The organism is Bradyrhizobium hereditatis, from assembly GCF_020329435.1.
In the GTDB taxonomy this organism is placed as follows: domain Bacteria; phylum Pseudomonadota; class Alphaproteobacteria; order Rhizobiales; family Xanthobacteraceae; genus Bradyrhizobium; species Bradyrhizobium hereditatis.
Window position 1 is genome coordinate 720,137 of sequence record NZ_JAGKJK010000001.1, and the last position, 20,502, is coordinate 740,638.

Annotated in this window: 21 protein-coding genes; 3 read left to right on the forward strand and 18 right to left on the reverse strand. The window is 63.7% G+C overall.

The window, feature by feature from the left end; translation table 11 throughout:
* Window positions 1–4 precede the first annotated feature (4 nt).
* Window positions 5–1,102 carry a serine/threonine protein kinase gene (locus J6524_RS03600; protein ID WP_225668970.1) on the forward strand — a complete coding sequence of 366 codons (1,098 nt, stop codon included), beginning with the start codon at window positions 5–7 and terminating at the stop codon, window positions 1,100–1,102.
* A gap of 136 nt (window positions 1,103–1,238) precedes the next feature.
* Here J6524_RS03600 and J6524_RS03605 read toward each other — a convergent pair whose 3' ends face one another.
* Genes J6524_RS03605 through yajC form a run of 5 tightly spaced genes read right to left on the reverse strand, consistent with a single transcriptional unit; the run spans window position 1,239 to window position 5,525 of the window.
* Window positions 1,239–2,102, reverse strand: a complete 864-nt coding sequence (locus tag J6524_RS03605; protein ID WP_225668971.1) for a phytoene/squalene synthase family protein — start codon at window positions 2,100–2,102, stop codon at window positions 1,239–1,241.
* A complete protein-coding gene (locus J6524_RS03610) occupies window positions 2,099–2,482 on the reverse strand; it encodes an Mth938-like domain-containing protein (RefSeq protein ID WP_225668972.1) in 384 nt (127 codons plus the stop codon). Before J6524_RS03610 ends, J6524_RS03605 begins: the two co-directional genes overlap by 4 nt.
* A gap of 6 nt (window positions 2,483–2,488) precedes the next feature.
* The gene (secF, locus tag J6524_RS03615) at window positions 2,489–3,490 is read right to left on the reverse strand and encodes a protein translocase subunit SecF (RefSeq protein ID WP_225668973.1); all 1,002 of its coding nucleotides are present in this window, start codon (window positions 3,488–3,490) and stop codon (window positions 2,489–2,491) included.
* A 16-nt stretch (window positions 3,491–3,506) separates the two neighbouring features.
* Window positions 3,507–5,108, reverse strand: a complete 1,602-nt coding sequence (gene secD / locus J6524_RS03620; protein WP_225668974.1) for a protein translocase subunit SecD — start codon at window positions 5,106–5,108, stop codon at window positions 3,507–3,509.
* 54 nt (window positions 5,109–5,162) lie between these two features.
* Window positions 5,163–5,525, reverse strand: coding sequence for a preprotein translocase subunit YajC (gene yajC, locus J6524_RS03625; RefSeq protein WP_225668975.1), 363 nt, complete (start codon window positions 5,523–5,525; stop codon window positions 5,163–5,165).
* A 194-nt stretch (window positions 5,526–5,719) separates the two neighbouring features.
* On the opposite strand from yajC, the gene J6524_RS03630 reads away from it, so the two are divergent.
* Window positions 5,720–6,691, forward strand: a complete 972-nt coding sequence (locus J6524_RS03630; RefSeq protein ID WP_225668976.1) for an ATP-binding protein — start codon at window positions 5,720–5,722, stop codon at window positions 6,689–6,691.
* Between the two features lie 135 nt (window positions 6,692–6,826).
* On the opposite strand, the gene J6524_RS03635 is transcribed toward J6524_RS03630, so the two are convergent.
* Together J6524_RS03635 and J6524_RS03640 are read right to left on the reverse strand one after the other, a co-directional pair.
* The gene (locus tag J6524_RS03635) at window positions 6,827–8,200 is read right to left on the reverse strand and encodes a peptidoglycan DD-metalloendopeptidase family protein (RefSeq protein WP_225668977.1); all 1,374 of its coding nucleotides are present in this window, start codon (window positions 8,198–8,200) and stop codon (window positions 6,827–6,829) included.
* 109 nt (window positions 8,201–8,309) lie between these two features.
* Window positions 8,310–8,954: a protein-L-isoaspartate(D-aspartate) O-methyltransferase gene (locus tag J6524_RS03640; RefSeq protein WP_446479896.1), complete on the reverse strand. Its 645-nt coding sequence runs from the start codon at window positions 8,952–8,954 to the stop codon at window positions 8,310–8,312.
* Window positions 8,955–9,212: 258 nt separating this feature from the next.
* Between J6524_RS03640 and J6524_RS03645 the strand changes: the two genes are divergently transcribed.
* Window positions 9,213–9,590, forward strand: coding sequence for a response regulator (locus J6524_RS03645; protein WP_225668979.1), 378 nt, complete (start codon window positions 9,213–9,215; stop codon window positions 9,588–9,590).
* Window positions 9,591–9,722: 132 nt separating this feature from the next.
* On the opposite strand, the gene surE is transcribed toward J6524_RS03645, so the two are convergent.
* The 11 genes from surE to argS form a co-directional block, all read right to left on the reverse strand.
* The gene (surE, locus tag J6524_RS03650; protein ID WP_225668981.1) at window positions 9,723–10,490 is read right to left on the reverse strand and encodes a 5'/3'-nucleotidase SurE; all 768 of its coding nucleotides are present in this window, start codon (window positions 10,488–10,490) and stop codon (window positions 9,723–9,725) included.
* A 94-nt stretch (window positions 10,491–10,584) separates the two neighbouring features.
* On the reverse strand, window positions 10,585–11,043 hold the full coding sequence (locus J6524_RS37820) for a hypothetical protein (RefSeq protein WP_376711970.1): 459 nt from the start codon (window positions 11,041–11,043) through the stop codon (window positions 10,585–10,587).
* A 12-nt stretch (window positions 11,044–11,055) separates the two neighbouring features.
* A complete protein-coding gene (gene serS, locus J6524_RS03660; protein WP_225668982.1) occupies window positions 11,056–12,387 on the reverse strand; it encodes a serine--tRNA ligase in 1,332 nt (443 codons plus the stop codon).
* Between the two features lie 177 nt (window positions 12,388–12,564).
* Window positions 12,565–13,386, reverse strand: coding sequence for a twin-arginine translocase subunit TatC (gene tatC, locus J6524_RS03665; RefSeq protein WP_225668984.1), 822 nt, complete (start codon window positions 13,384–13,386; stop codon window positions 12,565–12,567).
* Window positions 13,383–13,904 (reverse strand): Sec-independent protein translocase protein TatB, encoded by a 522-nt coding sequence (tatB, locus tag J6524_RS03670; RefSeq protein WP_225668986.1) that lies wholly within the window; start codon window positions 13,902–13,904, stop codon window positions 13,383–13,385. Before tatB ends, tatC begins: the two co-directional genes overlap by 4 nt.
* 122 nt (window positions 13,905–14,026) lie before the next feature.
* On the reverse strand, window positions 14,027–14,269 hold the full coding sequence (locus J6524_RS03675) for a twin-arginine translocase TatA/TatE family subunit (protein WP_225668988.1): 243 nt from the start codon (window positions 14,267–14,269) through the stop codon (window positions 14,027–14,029).
* Window positions 14,270–14,437: 168 nt separating this feature from the next.
* Window positions 14,438–15,169: an SMC-Scp complex subunit ScpB gene (gene scpB, locus J6524_RS03680; RefSeq protein ID WP_225668989.1), complete on the reverse strand. Its 732-nt coding sequence runs from the start codon at window positions 15,167–15,169 to the stop codon at window positions 14,438–14,440.
* Window positions 15,170–15,187: 18 nt separating this feature from the next.
* Window positions 15,188–16,015, reverse strand: coding sequence for a segregation and condensation protein A (locus tag J6524_RS03685; protein ID WP_225668990.1), 828 nt, complete (start codon window positions 16,013–16,015; stop codon window positions 15,188–15,190).
* Window positions 16,012–17,034 carry a beta-N-acetylhexosaminidase gene (gene nagZ / locus J6524_RS03690; RefSeq protein ID WP_225668991.1) on the reverse strand — a complete coding sequence of 341 codons (1,023 nt, stop codon included), beginning with the start codon at window positions 17,032–17,034 and terminating at the stop codon, window positions 16,012–16,014. Before nagZ ends, J6524_RS03685 begins: the two co-directional genes overlap by 4 nt.
* Before the next feature lie 47 nt (window positions 17,035–17,081).
* Window positions 17,082–18,584 (reverse strand): SPOR domain-containing protein, encoded by a 1,503-nt coding sequence (locus J6524_RS03695; protein ID WP_225668992.1) that lies wholly within the window; start codon window positions 18,582–18,584, stop codon window positions 17,082–17,084.
* Between the two features lie 116 nt (window positions 18,585–18,700).
* Window positions 18,701–20,494: an arginine--tRNA ligase gene (gene argS / locus J6524_RS03700; RefSeq protein WP_225668993.1), complete on the reverse strand. Its 1,794-nt coding sequence runs from the start codon at window positions 20,492–20,494 to the stop codon at window positions 18,701–18,703.
* Between the last annotated feature and the right edge of the window lie 8 nt (window positions 20,495–20,502).

Here is a 20,502-nt window from a genome sequence, read left to right on the forward strand (position 1 = left end):
TCCCATGGGCCTTCCGAAAGACGACGCCGCCACGCTCTCGGCGAGATGGATCGAAGGCGTGCTGTTGAAGCGTGACGTGTTCTCGACTGTCGAGCGCGGCCGCTTCCGCGATGAATCCGGCGAGGTCGACGCCGTGCTGCGCCGCCTCGATCAGGTGCCGATCTGGTCCTATCCGCTCGCCCGACACCTGTTCGCCCGCGAACGCCGCGCGCTGGCATTGGCCCGCGAGCTCAACGTCGGACCGAAATTGCTATGGGCCGGACGGCGGGCGCTGGTGCGCGGCTTCGTTGATGGCGTCGCGCTGCATCTGGCAAAACCCCATGGCGACATCGCCTATTTCCGTTCTGCCAAGCTCGCGCTGCGCAAGCTGCATCGCGCCGGCATCTGCCACAACGATCTCGCCAAGGAGCAGAACTGGCTGGTGGGACGCGACGGACGCGCCTATCTGACCGACTTCCAACTGGCCGCCTGCTTTTCGAGCCGCAGCCGGCTATTCCGGATCGCGGCTTACGAGGATCTGCGGCATATGCTGAAGCACAAGCGCAGCTATGCGCCGCAGGCTTTGACGCCAATGGAACGCAAGATCCTGGCCCGCAAATCCGTTGTCGCCAGCCTCTGGCTCAAGACCGGCAAAAAGGTCTATCAGGCCATCACCCGCGGCCTGTTCAACTTCACGGACCGCGAAGGCGGCGGCCGGCGACTGGTCAACGATGCGCCCGTCCTGGCCGAACTGATCAGGAAAAATCCTGACGTACGCGACACCTCCATTGTCGCATTCGCCGACCGCCGTACCGGCGTCGGGCTGTACGCCTTCGTGGAGGCCGACGATGTCGCGCTGGAAAAGCAACTGCGCAGCGAACTCGCGTCGGCCAAGGGCGTCAGGCCGCCCGAGCATATCCAGGTGGTGCACGCCCTGCCGCGCGACGCTGCCGGCAAACCGCGCACGGAGATCCTGCAGCTTGTGGCAATGAACCAAGTCGATCTGATCGAGCCGCTGATCACGAGCGATCTCGACCGCGCGTTTCTGAAGGACATTTTAGAGAGCCGCAAGAATTTGCGGGATCGGTTCAATTTCGAGAGCAGCGAGTTGAATTCGCGGTAGGTGCTTGCTGCGTCATTGCGAGCGCCGCGAAGCAATCCATATGTCCCCGAGTCGAGCCGCGGATTGCTTCGCGGAGCCTGTCATCCGGCGGCGCTTCGCGCCGACCGGGTGCTCGCGATGACCTCGTGGGGCGGACCTACCCGCCAAACTCCCGCGTTCGCGACGCGCGCCACAGCGTCCACAGGATCCGCAACCGCGACGTCGTGTGCAGCACAAACGGGTCGGCGTCGGCACGCGACATGCGCGTCAGCTCACGGCGGATCAGCGCCAGCGGAAGAAATATCGGCCGCACCTGCGACGGCACATGCGCGAGCAGTTCGAACGCCGTGCCGAGATGTTTCCGGGCCTCCCCAATCAACTGGTCGATCGCAGCACGCACGTTCGGCGTCTGCTTGCCCGAAAAGACCTGTTCCATCCCGCTGCCGTGCTGCTGCAACAATTGCAGCGGCAGGAATAGCTGGCGCCGCGCGGCATCGAGCGGCAGCGTTGCGATCACCTGCGCCATGCCCTGGGCGAGGCCGGCATGGCGGGCGAGATGGTCGATCGCCGCGGACGGTGGCGCCGCGATCCGCGCGCCGAGCGAGAACAGTGCCGCGGCGGTGTCGGTCACGTAGCCTTCGAGCGCCGCCATCGACGGCATCGGGTCGTTATAGAGGTCGAACTGATGCTCCTCGATCAGCCGCGACAGCGGCGCGACCGGCAGGTGAAATTCGCTGATCGTGTGCAACAGTTCGGCTGCAACCGGATTGCCCTCGACGCCGCCATGGCCGGCGCCTTCCAGCATATCGGTCCACCATTGCAGCCGCATTTCGCCGGGCAGCGGCTGGGTGACGTGCTCGCGCACGCGTGAGATCTCGACATTGAAGGCGTAGATCGACAATAGCGCGCGGCGCTGGATCGCCGGCAGGAACAGGGTCGAGGCGTAGCGGACAAAATCGTGCGTGCGTACGAGATCGGCGCAGAACGCCGCTGAATCCTTCGACGTCGCGGTCCCGCTCATGGCACCGCGATCAATGCCGCGGCAACGCGCCGGCGCTCGCCCAGCATGATGTTGTAGGTGCGGATCGCAGGCCCGGTTTGCATCGCATCGAGCACCACGCGCACGGCGCGGAGCGCCTCTCTGAGGCCGCGCGGCGGCACCCAGATCTCGGTGCCGGTACCGACGATCAAGGTATCGATAGCGTTGGCAGCCTTGAACACTTGCGCCAGGGAATATTCGTCGATCTCAGCAGGTTTCGTCACCGGCCAGGCCCAGATGCCGTCGGGCAGGCACAGCAACGAGCCGCGATGCGACATGTCGGCGAAGGCGAAGCCGCCCTTGCCGTAGGCTTCGATCGGCGCCGACCTCGGAAGATGCGGGGCGTCCGAGGAACTAGCCATAGTTAACTACTTCTTCGCAGGCGTATCCGGCGCGTCGCGGTGCTCGCCAACACCGAGATAGATTAGGATCGGCGCGGCGATGAAGATCGAAGTGTAGGTACCAACCAGCACCACGCCGAACATCATGACTGCCGTGAAGCTGTGGATCGCGTGGCCGCCGAACAAAAGCAGCGCGAACAACGCCAGCGTCACCGTGACGTGGGTAATGATCGAACGCGACAGTGTCGAATTGATGGATTCGTTGAGAAGCTGCGGCATCGGCATTTTCTTGTAGCGCCGCAGCATTTCTCGAATGCGGTCGTAGATCACGACCGTGTCGTTCAGGGAGTAGCCGAGAATGGTGAGCAGCGCCGCGATACTGGTGAGGTCGAAATCGACCTGGGAGATCGACATGAAGCCGATCGTCAGCACGATGTCGTGGACGTTTGCGATCATGGCGCCCAATGCGAACTGCCATTCGAATCGGAACCAGAGATAGATCAGGATGCCAAAGATCGCGAGCATCAGTCCGATCATGCCGTAGGCCAGGAGCTCGCCGGAAACGCGTGGTCCGACCACCTCGACGCGGCGGTATTCGACGCTGTCGCCGAGCGCGCCGCGAACCTTCGTCACCGCTTCCTGCTGCGCCTTGTCGCCACCCGGCTGTTCGGCAACGCGGATCAGAACGTCGGCGGGGCCACCAAACTGCTGAAGCTGGACTTCGCCAAGACCCAGCGTGCTCAGCTTGGCGCGCATCGCGCCGATGTCGGCGGCGCCGGACTTGGACTGCACTTCCAGCAGGGTGCCGCCCCTGAAGTCGATGCCGAAATTCAGGCCATGGGTGAAGAACAGAATGATCGCAACGATCGAAAGCGCCGCCGAGATCGGAAAGCTGATGCGGCGGAAGCGCGTGAAATCGAAATGCGTGTCGTCAGGCACGATGCGCAGCGGCGGCAGCAGATCGAAGATCGCGACCACTGTGAGCACGGCAATCAGAACGCCAAGCCCGATGAGAACGTATTGTGTCAAAGCCGGCTCCGCATACTCAGATTGGCACGGTCTTCGGCCGCTTCCATCGTACCCAGCCGGCGACGATCAGGCTGGTCAGCGTAAATGCGGTGAACACTGTGGTTATGATGCCGATGCCGAGCGTGACGGCGAAGCCGCGAACCGGCCCGGTGCCGATATAGAACAGCACGGCGGCGGCAATGAAGGTAGTGATGTTGGAGTCCAGAATGGTTGCCAGCGCGCGCGTGAACCCGGCGTCGATCGCCGAAATTGCGTTGCGGCCATGGCGGAGCTCCTCGCGGATGCGCTCGTAGATCAGCACGTTGGAATCGACGGCGATGCCGACCGTCAACACGATGCCGGCGATGCCGGGCAGCGTTAGCGTGGCATTGAGCAGCGACAACAGGCCAAAGATCATCGCGATGTTGATGGCGACCGCGATGTTGGCGAATACGCCGAACAGGCGGTAGGTCACCAGCATGAATACGATGACCATGATCGAGCCGACATAGGCGGCAAGCTGCCCCTTCTCGATCGAGTCCTGACCGAGCCCCGGACCGACGGTGCGTTCTTCAACCACGGTCAGCGGCGCCGGCAGCGCACCAGCCCGCAGCAGGATCGCGAGATCGTTGGCTTGCTGGACCGTGAAGTTGCCGGAAATCTGCCCGGAGCCGCCGGTGATCGGCTCGCGGATCACGGGTGCGGAAATCACTTCATTGTCGAGCACGATCGCAAAGGGCAGGCCTACGTTTTCCGAGGTCGCCTGGGCAAATTTGCGCGCGCCAGAGGTATTGAAACGGAAGCTGACGATCGGCTCGTTCGTGCGCTGATCGAAGCCCGGCTGGGCATCAATCAGATCGCCACCGGACACCAGCACCTGCCGCTTGATGACATAGGGGACCTTGGGCGAGGTCGAGCTCATCAGCACTTCGGATTCCGCCGGCACGCGCCCCCCTTGCGCCTGGTCCGGCGACACCGAAGTGTCGACCATGCGGAATTCCATCTTCGCGGTCTTACCGAGCAGTTCCTTCAGGTGCGTCGGATCCTGCAGGCCCGGCACCTGGACCAGAATGCGGTCAGTACCCTGACGCTGGATGATCGGCTCGACAGTGCCGAGCTCGTTGACGCGCTTCTCGACAATCTGGATCGATTGCTCGATGGTCTTCCGCATGCGGTCGAGCATCGCAGCCTGCGGGATCGTGATCCGGATCAGCCCTCCGCCCGCATCGGTCACCTCGAGATCACGCTGCCCGGTACCCCCCAAAAGCCCGCCGATCGGTTGCGACAGCTCGCGCAACTTGGACAGGCCGGTCGCCTGATCGGCCTCGCGGCTGATGCGGACTTCGACCGCATCGTTGCGGACAGCGAGGCCGGTATAGGCAACCTTGGCGTCGCGCAACACGCGACGGGCTTCATCGCGCACCTGATCGAGCTTTTCCTTCTTTACGTAATTGGCGTCGACTTCGAGCAGCAGGTACGAACCGCCCTGCAAGTCGAGGCCGAGCACGATGTGACGTTGCGCCCACACCGGCCAGGTCTTCACCCGCTCCTGAGAAAAGAAGTTCGGAACCGCGAACAGGCAGACGATCAGCGCGGTCAGAATGATCGCCAGCGCCTTCCACCGCGAGAAATACAGCATCGAGTAGACCCGTCACATCCAGGAAAATGCGCCGCGACGAGCAGCGCGCAAAACTCAGCTCGCGGACGACTCGTCCTTGGCCTCACTCTTTTCCTTGGCCGGTTCGCCCTTGGCGCGGACGCCCGAAATCATCTGCCGCATCTGCCGCACACGGACGCCGTCCGAGATTTCGAATTCGATCTGGTCGTCATCGACCACCTTGGTCACCTTGCCGACCAGGCCGCCGGAGGTCACCACGGTGTCGCCGCGGCGGATGTTTTTGACTAGTTCCTGATGATCCCTGATCTTCTTCTGCTGGGGGCGTAGAATCAGGAAGTACATGATCACGAAGATCAACGCGAACGGCAGCAGCGACATCAGCATGCTGTTCGCATCGCCGCCGGCTGCAGCCTGGGCGTACGCAGGGGTAATCAGCATTCGAACAATCCTCGTGAGACGGAAAAGAACCGGCCACGCCTGGGCATAGCGGCCTGGGCATGTCGCCGGTCCGGGCAAATTCGCGCGGACTATAGCGGCGGCGGGCCCAATTGCAACGTTGGCCGTCCCCTCATTTAGGCCGCTTGCGAGACCTTCCAAGGCCCGTTAAGGCTGCCCGGTCAGGAACTCCGGAAATGTCGAAAAAATCCAAGAAAACAGCGTCCCGCGCCGCCCCCAAAGCCGCCTCCCGAGCAGCAGCGAAATCCGCGACAAAACGTCCGGAGAACACGTTTGACGGCGCCACCGCCGAGCGGATCGCAAGCGCGCTGGAAGCCATCGTCGGCCACCTTTCCGCGGCCGCTCCGGCGGCCACAAGCCCCGAGCAGTTCGGCGCTGCCGACGCCTTCGTTTGGCACCCGGACGGCCGCCTCTCGCCGGTGCCGCGCGTCAGCCGCGTCGAGCTCGGCCTGCTCAAGGGGATCGACCGGATGCGGGACATTCTGATCGAAAACACCGAACGCTTTGCCGACGGCCTGCCTGCCAACAACGCGCTGCTCTGGGGCGCGCGCGGCATGGGCAAGTCGTCCCTGGTGAAGGCTACGCACGCTAGCATCAACATGGAGCGCAAGCCGGCCGACCGCCTCAAGCTGATCGAGATTCATCGCGAGGACATCGAGAGCCTGCCTGGCCTGATGGATCTGTTACGCAGCTCCGACTTCCGCTTCATCGTGTTCTGTGACGATCTCTCGTTCGACGGCAATGATGCCTCCTACAAATCGCTGAAGGCGGTGCTGGAAGGCGGCATCGAGGGTCGCCCCGACAACGTCATCCTCTACGCCACTTCGAACCGGCGGCACTTGCTGGCGCGCGAAATGATCGAGAACGAACGCTCGACCGCCATCAATCCGGGCGAGGCCGTTGAGGAGAAGGTGTCGCTGTCCGACCGCTTCGGCCTGTGGCTCGGCTTCCACCGCTGCAGCCAGGACGAGTACCTCGCGATGGTGCGCGGCTATTGCGGCCATTTCGGCATCAAGATCGATGACGAAGAGCTGGAGCGCGAGGCGCTGGAATGGTCGACGACGCGCGGCTCCCGCTCGGGCCGCGTCGCCTGGCAGTTCACGCAGGAGCTTGCGGGACGGCTCGGGGTGAGGCTGGCGGGGAAGTAGGCGGGCCTGTTTGGCACTGCGGCCGTAACGAACTCGGTCGTCATACGCGGGCTCGACCCGCGTAGCCATCAATCTTCGAAAGAGCGGTTTCTTCCGGGATGGATTGCCGGGTCAAGCCCGGCAATGACGAGCGGCTCACGCCCCGTTCAGGAATTGCAGCGGGTCAACCGGCGATGATCCCTTGCGAATTTCGAAGTGGAGCTGCGGCGACCCCACCTCACCCGATTGACCCGACTTGGCAATGATCTGGCCGCGCTTGATGGTATCGCCGCGTTTCACCAGCAGTTCACTCGCATGGGCATATGCGGTGACGTAACCGTTGGAGTGCCGCACCAGAATCAGATTGCCGTAACCCTTGAGCTCGTTACCGGAATAGGCGACCACGCCGTCTTCCGCCGCTTTCACCGGCGTGCCTTCCGGCACCGCAACGTTGATGCCGTCATTCGACTTGCCGTTGGTCTTGGCGCCATAGCTCGTGATCACCTTGCCGCGCACCGGCCAGCGGAAGGTCGGCAGCGCGCCGGTAGCTTCGCTGGGCTTGACCGAAGCGGCTTCCGCGGCGGGCTTTTCTTCCACGATATTGGTCGTGGCAGAGGCGAGCCGCGCGCTCTGCGGCGGGCCCCCGGCCGCAGCCATCTTGGCGGCCGGCGCAGCAACCGGCGCGGCAGGCTGGGCCGGCGCTGCGGCGACCGGCTGCACCACCGGAGCAGCGGCCGCGGCCGACTTCGAACCGGGCACCGTGAGCTTCATGCCGAGGCTGAGCTTGGCGGACTGATCGAGATTGTTGGCCTTGGCGAGTTCGGCAACCGAGACCTGGTTGCGGCGCGCGATACTCATCAGCGTGTCGCCGCGATTGACGACATGGACGCTCGGCGCTGCGGCGCCGACGGCGACCGGCTTGCTGGCTGCCGGAGCGGGCGCCGGTGCCGGCGCCGCCGCAGTCTGCCGCGGAATGATCAGTTGCTGACCGGGCGACAGCGTGCGCGGGCCCTTGTAACCGTTGGCCTGCAGGATCGCAGCGGCCGAAACGTTGTAGCGCTTCGCCAGAACGTCGAGGGTGTCGCTGGTGCCGACGATGATCGTGGTGCCGCCCTGCGCGGCCGGACGCGCTGCAGCGACCGAGCGCGGCGGTACCGTGGCGGTGGTCTCGATCGGCGATTGAGTAGGCGGCGCATAGGAGGAAATCCCGCGCCCTCCTCCGGACACCCCGCCCGAGCTGGCGGGATAAGCGGGCGGCGCAGCGACCGCGGGCGGCGGTAACGACTGGGATTGGAATTGCGGCGCCTGGCTCTGCGGACGGGCGTATTGCGGCAGCTCGCGGCGTTCGGCGGCGGGAGCGCGCACCGAACCGGTGGCTTCGGGCTGGGAGGCAAAGGGATTGGAGAACGAGCTATCGGAAAAGCGCGTCTGCATATCGGCGCTGCAGCCGGCAAAGCCCACCGACATCAGCGCCAGCACCGCGACCTGCGGCACCCGACGCGAGCGAAGCAACTCGGCGACACGGGACATGGTTACTCACTCGTACGCAACAAAATACTGTTTTGAGTAAACACGCACCGAGTAAATTAACGCTTAACCCTTGGAATAAGATGTTGGCGGGAACCGCCAATCCGGAATTCTACAGCTCGCGCGCAATGCCCCGCAGGGCCGGGACGAAGCGGACATCGACCAGTTCCTTGCGCTCGAAACCGCTCTCGGTTCTGACGACACGGACCAGAGTCTGGGTGCCGTGATGCGGGCCGACGGGGGCGATCAGGATGCCGCCGGGTTGCAACCGTTGCAGCAGATTGTCCGGGATTTGCTCCATCGCGGCGGTGACGATGATGCGGTCGAAATCGCCGGCTCCGGCTGGTACGTCGAAGCCATCTCCGAGCATCACCTCGATGTTGTAGTAGCCAAGCTTTTCAAGCCTGGCGCGAGCAGCGTCCGCGAGCGTCCGGTAGCGCTCGATCGTCAGCACATGGGCGCAGAGTCGCGACAACACCGCGGCCTGATAGCCGGAGCCGGTGCCGATCTCCAGCACCTTGTGGTTCTTCTGAAGCTGCAACTGCTCGGTCATGTACGCGACCACAAAGGGCTGGCTGATGGTCTGCCCGCAGGCGATGCCGAGCGCACTGTCGCGGTAGGCGTGGCCGCGATCGCCAGGCGCCACGAAGGCTTCGCGCGGCACCTCCTCCATCGTACGCAGCACAGCCAAGTCGCTGATCCCCCGCCGCCGCAGGGTGAGCTGAAACATCATCTTCTCGGGCGGTTCTTGCGACATTGCGGTCTCGCGGCGGGTTCTGCCGCCAGTCGGATGCTTCGGCTCGCCAAGATGTAATAGCGTACGCCATCTTAAGGAAGAATTTCCTGAAGGTTCAGGTTCCTACCTTCGGGAACCACAAGCCGTAGCCCGGCGTTGGGGGCCGGCAAGTCCGTCGCGAGAGGTGCCTGCCTCAAAGGCCGTGGCCTGTTCATGTCGACATTGCACCCAGGCACGTTTTTTGCGAACCTCAGTGCTCGGAAGGGCAAGGAATCCATCATGGTAGCGACACGGCCGGCGGGCTGTTCTGTTTTCCTCGTTGAAGACGAGGTCATGATCCGCATGATGGTCGCCGACATGCTGGAAGAGCTGGGCCACAGCGTAGCTGCCGAGGCGGGGGAAATCGGCGAAGCGGTCAAGCTGGTGCAGTCGACCGAGTTCGATCTCGCCATTCTCGACGTCAACGTCAACGGCAAGGTGATCACGCCGGTCGCCGAGCTGATCACGGCGCGCAACCTTCCGTTTATCTTTGCAACCGGCTACGGCTCATCCGGCCTGCCCCAGGAATACCGCGACCGCCCTGCCCTGCAGAAGCCATTCCAGCTGGAGACGCTGGCCCAGGTCATCAGCGCTACGCTCAAGAACGCGCCGGCTTAACGAAGATCGTGTCCCGGACGCGGTGCAGCGTGAAACGCTGCTCCGCAGAGCCGGGACCCACTCTTTCCCATGCACCATAGGCCCCGGCTCAGCAGCGCATCACTCCGTGCTGCGCTGCGTCCGGGGCACGAGCTATCTCAATGTCGTCATGAGCTCTTCTGAAAACGCCTCGTCGGTACGATCCAACCGCAGCGGCGTCACCGACACGTAGCGAGCCGCTAGCGCAGCGAGATCGGTGCCTTCGGCTGGCGTATCCATTACTGCCGCCCGCTCAAAACCGATCCAGAAATAGGGATTGCCGCGGCCGTCGTGGCGCTTGTCCACCTTGAGGAAGCCGAGATTGCGCTTGCCCTGTCGCGTGACGCGGACACCCTTGACCTGATCGGGCGTGCAAGCCGGGAAATTGACGTTGATCACCGTGTTTTTCGGCACCCCGGCATCGATCACCTTGCGCAGGATATCGGGCCCGAATTTCAGTGCGGTGTCCCACAGCGGCGCGTGGCGGGTCTCGACGGAAAATTCCTGGCTCAGTGCAAATGACGGGATGCCCAGGATCGTGCCCTCGAGGGCGCCAGCGATGGTGCCGGAATAGACGACGTCCTCGGCGACGTTGCGGCCCTTATTGACGCCGGACAGCACGAGATCGGGCATCTTCTCGCCGAGGATGTAGCGCGAGCCCATGATCACGCAATCGGTCGGCGTGCCCCGCACCGCGAAATGGCGCGGACCGACCTCGCGCAGGCGCAGCGGATCGTTCAACGACAACGAGTGCGAAACGCCGGACTGATCGAGCTCCGGGGCGACGACCCAGACATCGTCGGACAGCGCGCGAGCGATCTCCTCGACGATCTTCAGGCCCGGCGCATGGATGCCGTCGTCGTTGGTGCAGAGAATTCGCATCCGTCAAAGTGCCTTTCATTCGAGATCGCTCGGCCTTGCCGCCCGCGCGCCGTCTTATCCGGCTATCGCCGTCGAGGCAAACCGGCCGATTTGCTCATGTTTTCTTCATCCAGACGCGCCAGGGGCGCGCGAATCTGGCGCCAACATCAATTTTCATCTGCAGGTCCGGCGACGCCTGTTCCGCTTGCGGCAGCGGCGGATTCGGATCCGCCGGTGGGGCCGATGCAATTTGCGGAGGCTCAATGGAAGCCGGCCGCTCCAGCTTCGGCGGCGGAGTCGCGACGACGGGATCGATCGCCGGAACCGCCGCAGCCGCCGGCTCCGAGCCTGCCTCCGGCCGCTTGTGGCGCGTGCGTGCAACCGCCAGCCCCTTGTCGAAATCGGCGACGTTGAGCCACTCCTTGGCATGCATCCGCGCGATCAGATCGTCGTCCCACAGACGTGACACCTCGATATCGAAGGCGCCCATCAGCCTTTGATCGATCAACTGCATCCCATGGCCAGTGACCGCCCATTGCCTCCCGATCCAAAGGATGTCGCGATGCAATGCCATTTTTGCTTTGCGCTATTTATCCCGCTCGATGGTCTTGAGGCCGCCCATGTAGGGCTGCAGCACATCGGGCACCGCGATCGAACCGTCTTCCTGCTGATAGGTCTCCATGATCGCGATCAGCGCACGGCCGACCGCAGTGCCGGAGCCATTCAGCGTATGTACGAAGCGCGGCTTGCCATCGGCCGCGCGATAGCGCGCATCCATGCGGCGCGCCTGGAAATCGCCGCACACCGAGCAGCTCGAGATTTCCCTGAACGCGCCGCCCTCGCCTTGCCCGGGCATCCAGACCTCGATGTCGTAGGTCTTCTGTGCGGAGAAGCCCATATCACCGGAGCACAGCGTCATCACGCGATAATGCAGATCGAGCCGGCGCAGCACTTCCTCCGCGCAGGACAGCATGCGTTCGTGCTCGTCGCGGCTGGCTTCGGGCGTCGTGATCGAGACCAGTTCGACCTTTGTAAATTGATGCTGCCGGATCATGCCGCGGGTGTCGCGGCCCGCCGCGCCCGCCTCGGCGCGGAAGCATGGCGTCAGAGCGGTGAGCCGCATCGGCAGCTCTTTTTCGTCGACGATGGACTCTCGGACGAGGTTGGTCAGCGAGACTTCGGCGGTGGGGATGAGACCGAGACGTTCGGTCTTCAATCGTTCGTCGGGTGCTGCGAGCAGTTCACCCTTGATAGCCCAGAACTGGTCGTCCTCGAATTTCGGCAATTGGCCCGTGCCGAACATCACGTCGTTGCGCACCAGGAGCGGCGGGTTGACCTCAGTATAGCCATGCTCGTTGGTATGGAGATCGAGCATAAATTGGCCGATGGCGCGCTCGAGCCGTGCGAGACCTTTCTTCAGCACGACGAAGCGCGCGCCTGACAATTTCGCGGCGGCCTCGAAATCCATGTAGCCGAGCGCACCGCCGAGATCGTCGTGCGGCTTCGGCGTGAAGGCATAGTTGCGGACGTTGCCGTAGATGTGCCGCTGCACATTGCCATGCTCGTCTGCGCCTTCGGGCACGTCGTCGAGCGGCAGATTGGGAATCGCGGCGAGCTCTTTCGCCAGCTCTTCGTCGGCCGTCTTCGCCGCCAATTCGAGTTCGGGCATCGTGGTCTTGAGCTCGGCGACTTCGGCCATCAGCTTGCCGGCGCGCGCTTCATCTTTGGCTTTCTTCGCCTCACCGATTTCCTTCGAAGCCGAATTGCGCCGCGCCTGCGCCTGCTCGGACGCCAGGATCGCCGCTCGACGTCTTTCGTCGATCGCGAGCAGCGAGGCCGACAACGGCGCCAGTCCGCGGCGCTTCAGTGCGGCGTCGAAGCCTTGCGGATTGTCGCGGATCGATTTGATGTCGTGCATGGGTAGTCAGTCCTGAATCGTGCCGAAAAAGGCGCGATCCCAGTACCACACTGGTCATCACCCGCGAAAGCGGGTGATCCAGTATTCCAGAGCAGCAGCCATCAATCGAGAGGCCTCGGCGTACTGGATTCCCCGCTTTCGCGGGGAATGACGGCCAATCGGAGAGCAGAATGGTGCCTATTCCGCCGGATTGGCTTCCGGCGGCGGGCTGGCGGAGGGCGGCGTAGTGGACGCCTGCGTGGCGCTCGCCTTCTTTTCCACCATGCGGACGGCGACAATCGCGCCCTCGTAGAGCGCCATCAGCGGGATCGCGAGCGAGGCCTGACTGATGACGTCGGGCGGCGTCAGAACGGCGGCGATGACGAAGGCGATCACGATAAAATAGCGCCGCTTCTCGCGAAGCTGCTGGGAGGTAATGATGCCGATCCGCCCCAGCAGCGTCAGGATGACCGGTAGTTGGAACGCGACGCCGAAGGCGAAGATCAGCGACATCATCAGCGACAGGTATTCGCCGACCTTGGGCAATAGCTGGATCTGCGCGCTCTCGTCGCCGCCCATCTGCTGCATGCCGAGCGAGAACCGCACCAGCATCGGCATCACGACGAAATAGACCAGGAGCGAGCCGAGCCCGAAGAAGAAGGGCGTTGCGATCAGATAAGGCAGGAACGCGTTGCGCTCGTGCTTGTAGAGGCCCGGCGCCACGAACTTGTAGATCTGCGTCGCCACGATCGGGAATGAGATGAAGGCGGCGCCGAACAGCGCGAGCTTTAACTGCGTGAGGAAATATTCGAGCAGCGCCGTGTAGATGAATTTCGAATTCTCGGCGCCCGCGATCCAGACGAACGGCCAGACCAGCACGTTGTAGATCTGCTTGGCGAAGAAGAAACAGAAGATGAAAGCAATGCCGAAGCCGAGCAGCGCCTTGATCAGCCGCGAGCGCAGCTCGATCAAATGATCCATCAATGGCGCCTTGCTGGCCTCTATATCTTCGATGGTCATGACGCTTTGGCGTCCTTGAGAATGTCAGGCGCCGGTGGTGCGACGTCCTGCTGGACCGGGGCCTGAACTTCACGCGTAATCGCAAGCGGCTCGGAGGCTGCCGGATGGGCCTCGGCTTCGACGAAGGTCTCCGGCGTCGGAGCAGCCGGCGTCGTCGGGGTGACGGGTTCGCCGACCGCAGACGCGACCTGCGCGTCGTTGACTTCCGGAATGGCGGGCTTGTCGGGCCCGCTGATCTGCAGGGCGTTGTCGACGTCCTTCTGCAGGGAGGTCATGAGGTTGCCAGGGGACAGCGCCGTCGCGGTGTCCTTGACCTCGTCAAAACTCTTCTTGAGGTCGGCCATTTCGGCCTCGCGCATGGCTTCCTGGAACTGGCCCTGGAATTCGGCGGCCATCTTGCGCGCCTTGCCCATCCATTGCCCGACCATGCGCAGCACGCCCGGCAGTTCTTTCGGGCCGATGGCAATCAGCGCGACAACCGCGATGACGACCAGTTCACTCCACCCGATATCGAACATGAATTCTTCCGCTCGCGCGAGACGTCCGCGCCCCAAGCCATCATAGCCAAGAATTGGAGCAGCAGCCCGCGCCTTTTCTCAACCGGCGTCTTTCAACCGACGCCCGGCTCAAGCTGCCTGGTTCAGACAGCCTTGCTGCCGACATCCGTCCGCGCTGCGGTCGGCGCTGGCGCGGTATTGTGGTCGATGGCCTTCATCGGCTCGGCGGGCTTCTCAGGCGCCTTCTCGTCGTCCTGCATGCCCTTCTTGAAGGCCTTGATGCCGTTTGCGACATCGCCCATCAGATCCGATATCTTGCCGCGGCCGAACAGCAGCAGGACCACTGCGATCACGACGATCCAGTGCCAAATGCTAAGCGAACCCATCCTGCAACTCCTCCAAAAGAGATGGCCGGCTTCCGGCCTAAGCTTGGGCGGAAGGTAGGCCTGAGAGGTGTCAAAAACAAGGACCCCGCCGCGGCAAATCGCTGTCGCGGCTACGTAATATGGCTATCATTAACCCCGCCTGAGCGTATGGCCGGCGGGACCTCGGAACTAGTTTCCGCTGCCTTCTTCAGGCTCGGCGGCCGGTGCGAGCAGCAGTTCCAGATTATCTCCAGCCTCCAGCGGATCCTCGTCCTCGCGCAGCGCGACGTCATCGGACGGCGTCGGAACGCTGAAGCCGGAGGGTAGCCGCGAATCCAGTAGCCCCGTACCCTTCAGCTCCTCCAGGCCCGGCAGGTCGCTCAGCGCTTCCAGGCTAAATTGGGAGAGGAACGCTTCCGTGGTGCCGAAGGTCAGCGGCCGGCCCGGTGTCTTGCGGCGGCCGCGTGGGCGGATCCAGCCGGTTTCAAGCAGCACGTCCAGCGTTCCCTTTGATGTGACCACGCCGCGGATCTCCTCGATCTCGGCCCGCGTCACCGGCTGGTGATAGGCGATGATCGCAAGCACCTCGATCGCCGCCCGCGACAGGCGCCGCGTCTCCGTGCTTTCGCGCGTCATCAGCCACGACAGGTCGCCGGCCGTACGGAAGGTCCATTTGTTGGCGACACGCACCAGATTGACGCCGCGCGGGGCATATTCCGCCTGCAGCTGTGCCAGTGCTGCCTTGACGTCGACCCCGTCGGGCATGCGCTTGGCGAGCGCTGCCTGATCGATCGGTTCGGCGGAAGCAAACAACAGCGCTTCGAGAAGCCGCAATTCCTCGGGCCGCGCGGCCTGATCGGTATTCTGGTCGATGGGATGATCCTCGGCATCTTCCATGCGTTTTTCCGCCAGGCTTGCCATGGCTAGGTCTCCTTCCACTTACTCGACCGTCAGATCCGGCGCGGGCACCGCTGCCTGCGGCGGGCGCTTACGAAAATACAGCGGCGCGAACGCCTCTTTCTGGTTCAGCTCCATCTCACCTTCCCGCACCAGTTCGAGGGCTGCGGCAAAGCTCGATGCGAACACCGTCGCCCGCTGAGAGGGATCGACCACGTAGGTCAGCAGGTAATCGTCGAGGCAGCTCCACTCCTCAGACTCGGCCATGCCGACGAGGCGCTCCAGCGAGGCGCGCGCTTCGGCGAGCGACCACACCGTGCGCTTGGCAAGATGCACGGTCGCCAGCACGCGCTGCTGACGCTGCGCGGCATAGGCGGTGAGCAGGTCGAACAGTGTGGCCGTGAATTTGGGGTGCTTGATCTCGGCGATCGTTTCAGGATTGCCGCGCGGGAAAATATCGCGCTGGAACTGCGGCCGGTTCATCAGGCGGTTGGCGGCCTCGCGGATCGCCTCGAGCCGGCGCAGCCGATTGGCAAGCGCTGTCGCCATTTCCTCGGCGCTCGGCCCGTCGGGCGTTGCCGGCTCGGGCAGCAGCAGCCGCGATTTCAGGAACGCGAGCCAGGCCGCCATCACGAGGTAGTCGGCCGCAAGCTCGAGGCGGATTTTTCGCGCCGCCTCGATGAAGTTCAGATACTGGTCGGCCAGCGCCAGGATCGAAATCTTGGCGAGGTCGACCTTCTGCTGCCGCGCCAACGTGAGCAGCAGGTCGAGCGGGCCCTCATAGCCCTCGACGTCGACGACCAGCGCCGGCTCGCCTTCGGTGATCTCGGCGGGCCGTCCGGTCTCAAACGATAGAATCTCAGCCGTCATGCCGTTCCTACCCGATCCATCAACGCTTCAAGTTCAGCCCGCCCCGCCTGCCGGTCGAACGGCTCGGGCTGCTTTCGCAAGGCCAGCGCCCGCCTGGCGCGTTCCAAAGCCTCGCCCGTCAGCTCCGGCGTCTCGCGCGCCACATCGCGCATCTCGTCGAGCTTGCCGTTGCAATGCAGGACCATGTCACAGCCGGCATTGACGATGGCGCGGGTCCGCTCGGCGATCGATCCCGCCAGGGCGTTCATCGACACGTCGTCACTCATCAACAAGCCCTGGAACCCAATTACGCCGCGAATCACCTGACGGATGATTGTCGCAGATGTCGTCGCGGGTTGGACCGGGTCAATCGCGCTAAACACAACATGTGCGGTCATGGCCATCGGCAGGTCCGCGAGCGGTTGAAAGGCGGCAAAATCGGTCTGTTCCAGCTCTTCCCGCGGGGTATCAACGGTCGGGAGGCGGAAATGGCTATCTGCCGTGGCACGGCCGTGGCCGGGAATGTGCTTCAGGATGGGCAGCACGCCGCCCTGCTCCAGCCCCCCGGTGACCGCCCGGGCGACCGACGCGACCTTTGCCGGTTCGGTTCCATAGGCCCGGTTGCCGATCACGGCGTCCGCGCCGGCCACCGGCACGTCCGCCAGCGGCAGGCAGTCGACGGTGATCCCGAGGTCGATCAGGTCGGCCGCAATAAGGCGCGAACTGAGCCACGCCGCTCTTAGCCCCAGCGCCTTGTCGAGATCATAGAGCGCGCCGAAGGTGGCGCCGGCCGGATAGACCGGCCAGTGCGGCGGCCCGAGCCGCGCCACCCGCCCGCCTTCCTGGTCAATCAGGACCGGCGCATCCGCCTCACCGACGAGACTTCGAAATTCATCAACAAGATCAGATACTTGATCCTTCGTCTCGATATTGCGTTTGAACAGGATCAAGCCCCATGGCAGCTCGCCACGGATGAACTCGCGTTCCGTGGCCGTCAGTTCCAGTCCCGATACGCCTGTAATGAATGCGCGGCTTGTCATGGGGGCCGATTAGGCCCCCCGCAGCCCCCGGGTCAAGGAAACCGCCGTTAATTCCTTTGGACGAAGCACTGTCCGCCGGCGGATTTCAGGCTGTTGCAGACCTGCGCCGCCTCTTCGGACGAGCCGAACGGGCCGGCGAAGGCGCGGTAATAGACGCCCTTCTCGCCAAGATCGACGCGTTTCACCATCGACGATTGCGCCCCCAGCACGCTCGGGTACTTGCCCTGCAGCGCGCGATAGGCCGCCTGCGCGTCGGCTTCACTCTTCTGCGAGGAGACCTGAACCAGATAACCACCACCTGACGGAGTGGCTGGCTGAGTCGGATTGGTCGCGGCCATCCGGGTCGGTGATGGCGACGGCGCGGGATCAGCCTGCGGTGCGATCGACATCGGCCCGTTGGCGCTGGCATTGGCCGAGGCGGGGTTACGCGACGGCGAGGCGGCGGGCGACGGGGATGGGGCCGCCGGCGGAGGGACAGCGGCGGCGCTTCGCGTCATTGGCTTCGGCGGCGGCGCGGTCGCGCCAGCCGGAATGCCGCCATTGTCCGCGGGATCACCCTTGACCGCGAGCGTCTTGATCCGGCGCGGCTCGTTGTTCGGCATCGTGCCATTCGCACCTGATGCAGGCGCTGGACCGGTCGGAGAGACGCTCGCGACCGGCGGCGGGCTGCTGTTCTGATTGAGCGGCGGAAACACCACGCGCGGTCCGCCGGACCTCGCATTGACATCGACCGGCGTCTCTTCGCGCGACACCAGTTTTTCACCACCATCGCCGGGCACCATACGGTCAGGCGTTTTGGCAGCACCTCCGTCTGATGGCGCGGGCATCACCTTGGTCGGGCTGTTGTCGGCCCTGATGATCGGCGGCTCACCACTGCGCGGCGAACCGACATAGGTGCGGTAGGCAAAGGCGGCGCCCGTCCCGACTACGGCCAGCGCCAGCACCGCAGCGACCGTTATCAGCCCGCTCGAGCGCTTCTTCGGCTCGGGCTCTTCCTCATAGTCATCGCCCTGGTAGGCATAGGGATCGTTCGGATAGGCCGGATCGCGCTGATAGTCCTGCTCGCCGTTTTCGAGCCGGCCATACAGCGCATCGTCGTAACGCGACGGATCCTGCTGCTGTGGCTCGTCGGCATATTGTTGTGGAGCCTCGTGTTGCTGCGAAGCGTCGTCGTAATAGTCCTGAGCGGGCGCCTGCTTGGCCGAATAGCGATGCAAGGGATGCACCGGCTGCGGCTGGTAATCCCGCTCGTTGTCGTAATCTTCCGGCAGCGGTGATGGCAGCGGCGGCGGCGGAGTGGTTTCCTGACGCGCCCGCTGCATCCAGCTCGGCGGGCTCGGCGGCGTGTCGATATCTTCTGCGGGCGGATCATATTGCGGCGGACGTAGATTGGCCCGCGACTGCAGCGGGTGCGGCGCAGGTTTGGCAGGCGCGCTCCCGAATTGATCGGTTTGCCCGATCAGCCGAGCGAGTTCGGCAAGCGGATCGTTCTCGCCGCGAGCCTGGTCGGCAGCGGAGGGAAAATGTTGGTTCTGATATCGATCAGCCATCGTGATGATGCATCCCCTACGGGACAGCGCCAACCCGCCATGTCAAATGATCCATGACGAGCGGCCCCTGCCAGATACCCCCACGAACCCCCATCCGTGAAGGCCTACGCCCCTGCCTACCGCATCTCGGTCGGAGCGTGGACGCCGAGAACGGCTAAGCCCGATGCCAGAACCGAGACGACGCCCTGTACCATCGCCAGTCGCGCCCTCGTGATTTCTGCATCATTAGTCATAATGAAGCGTAAATAGGGCAAATCCCGCCCTTTAGTCCACAACGCATGAAATTCACTGGCCAAATCATATAGATAAAAAGCGATTCGGTGTGGCTCATGCGCGACCGCCGCCGCCTCGATCATTCTGGGATAGAGCGCCAATCGCTTCAAAAGGTCCACTTCGGCCGGATCTGTCAGCCGCTCGACCGGGGCCGAACCCAGCCAATCGCGTCTCACAGCATCGTCCTCCGGCAGACCGGGGACCACCTCGCGGGCATTTTTGAAAATTGAATGACCGCGGGCGTGCCCGTACTGCACGTAGAAGACGGGATTGTCCTTCGACTGTTCGAGCACCTTCGCAAGGTCGAAATCGAGCACGGCGTCGTTCTTGCGAAACAGCATCATGAACCGCACCGCATCGGACCCGACTTCGTCGACCACTTCGCGCAGCGTGACGAAATCGCCGGAGCGCTTCGACATCCGCACCTGTTCGCCGGCGCGCAACAGACGCACGAGCTGCACGACCTTGATGTCGAGCGCGGCCTTGCCATCGCTGACGCCCTTCACCGCCGCCTGCATGCGCTTGATGTAGCCGCCATGATCGGCGCCAAACACGTCGATCATATCGAGAAAGCCGCGATCGACCTTGTTCTTGTGATAGGCGATGTCAGACGCGAAATAGGTATATGAGCCGTCCGACTTGATCAGCGGACGATCGACGTCGTCGCCATAGGCTGTGGCGCGGAACAGCGTCTGGATGCGGTCCTCGTAGTCCTCGACCGGCTTGCCTTTTGGCGGCGGCAGGCGCCCTTCGTAGATGTCGCCCTTGGCGCGCAGGAAATCGATAGTCTCGGTGACTTTGTTATTGCCAGTCTCGACCAGCGACCGCTCCGAGAAGAACACGTCATGCTTGATGTTGAGCGCGGCGAGATCGCCCTTGATCATGTCCATCATCATGGCGATCGCCTTGGCGCGCACGATCGGCAGCCACGCCGTATCCGGCATCGCCTTCAGTTTGTCGCCATGCTCGGCAGCGAGCGCCTGCCCGACCGGAACGAGATAGTCGCCGGGGTAAAGCCCTTCCGGAATCTCGCCGATGATCTCGCCAAGCGCTTCGAGGTAGCGCAGGAATGCCGAGCGCGCGAGCACGTCGACCTGCGCGCCGGCATCGTTGATGTAATATTCGCGCGTGACGTCGAAGCCTGCGAATTGCAACAGACCGCACAGCGCATCGCCGAATACGGCGCCCCGGCAGTGGCCGACATGCATCGGCCCGGTCGGATTGGCCGAGACATATTCGACATTGACCTTTCCGCCGTGGCCGACCGCGCCTTTGCCGTAGGACACGCCTTCGCGCAGCACGGTGCGCAGCTCGTCGGCCCAGACCTCAGGCTTCAGGGTGAGATTGATGAAGCCGGGTCCGGCGACCTCGACGGAGGCGACCAGATCGTCAGCGCGCAACTTTTCCGCGATTTTTTCGGCAAGGTCGCGCGGCTTGATCTTGGCGTCCTTGGCCAGCACCATCGCGGCATTGGTCGCCATGTCGCCATGGCTCGCATCGCGCGGCGGCTCGACCACGACGCGGGAGAAATCGGTGCCGGCGGGCCATTGGCCGTCGGCCGCGAGCGCGGCGCAGATCGCCTGCACGCGCGCCAGCGCGTCGGCAAACAGGTGTTGGGAAGCTGGCTTGTCGGACATGCCGCCGC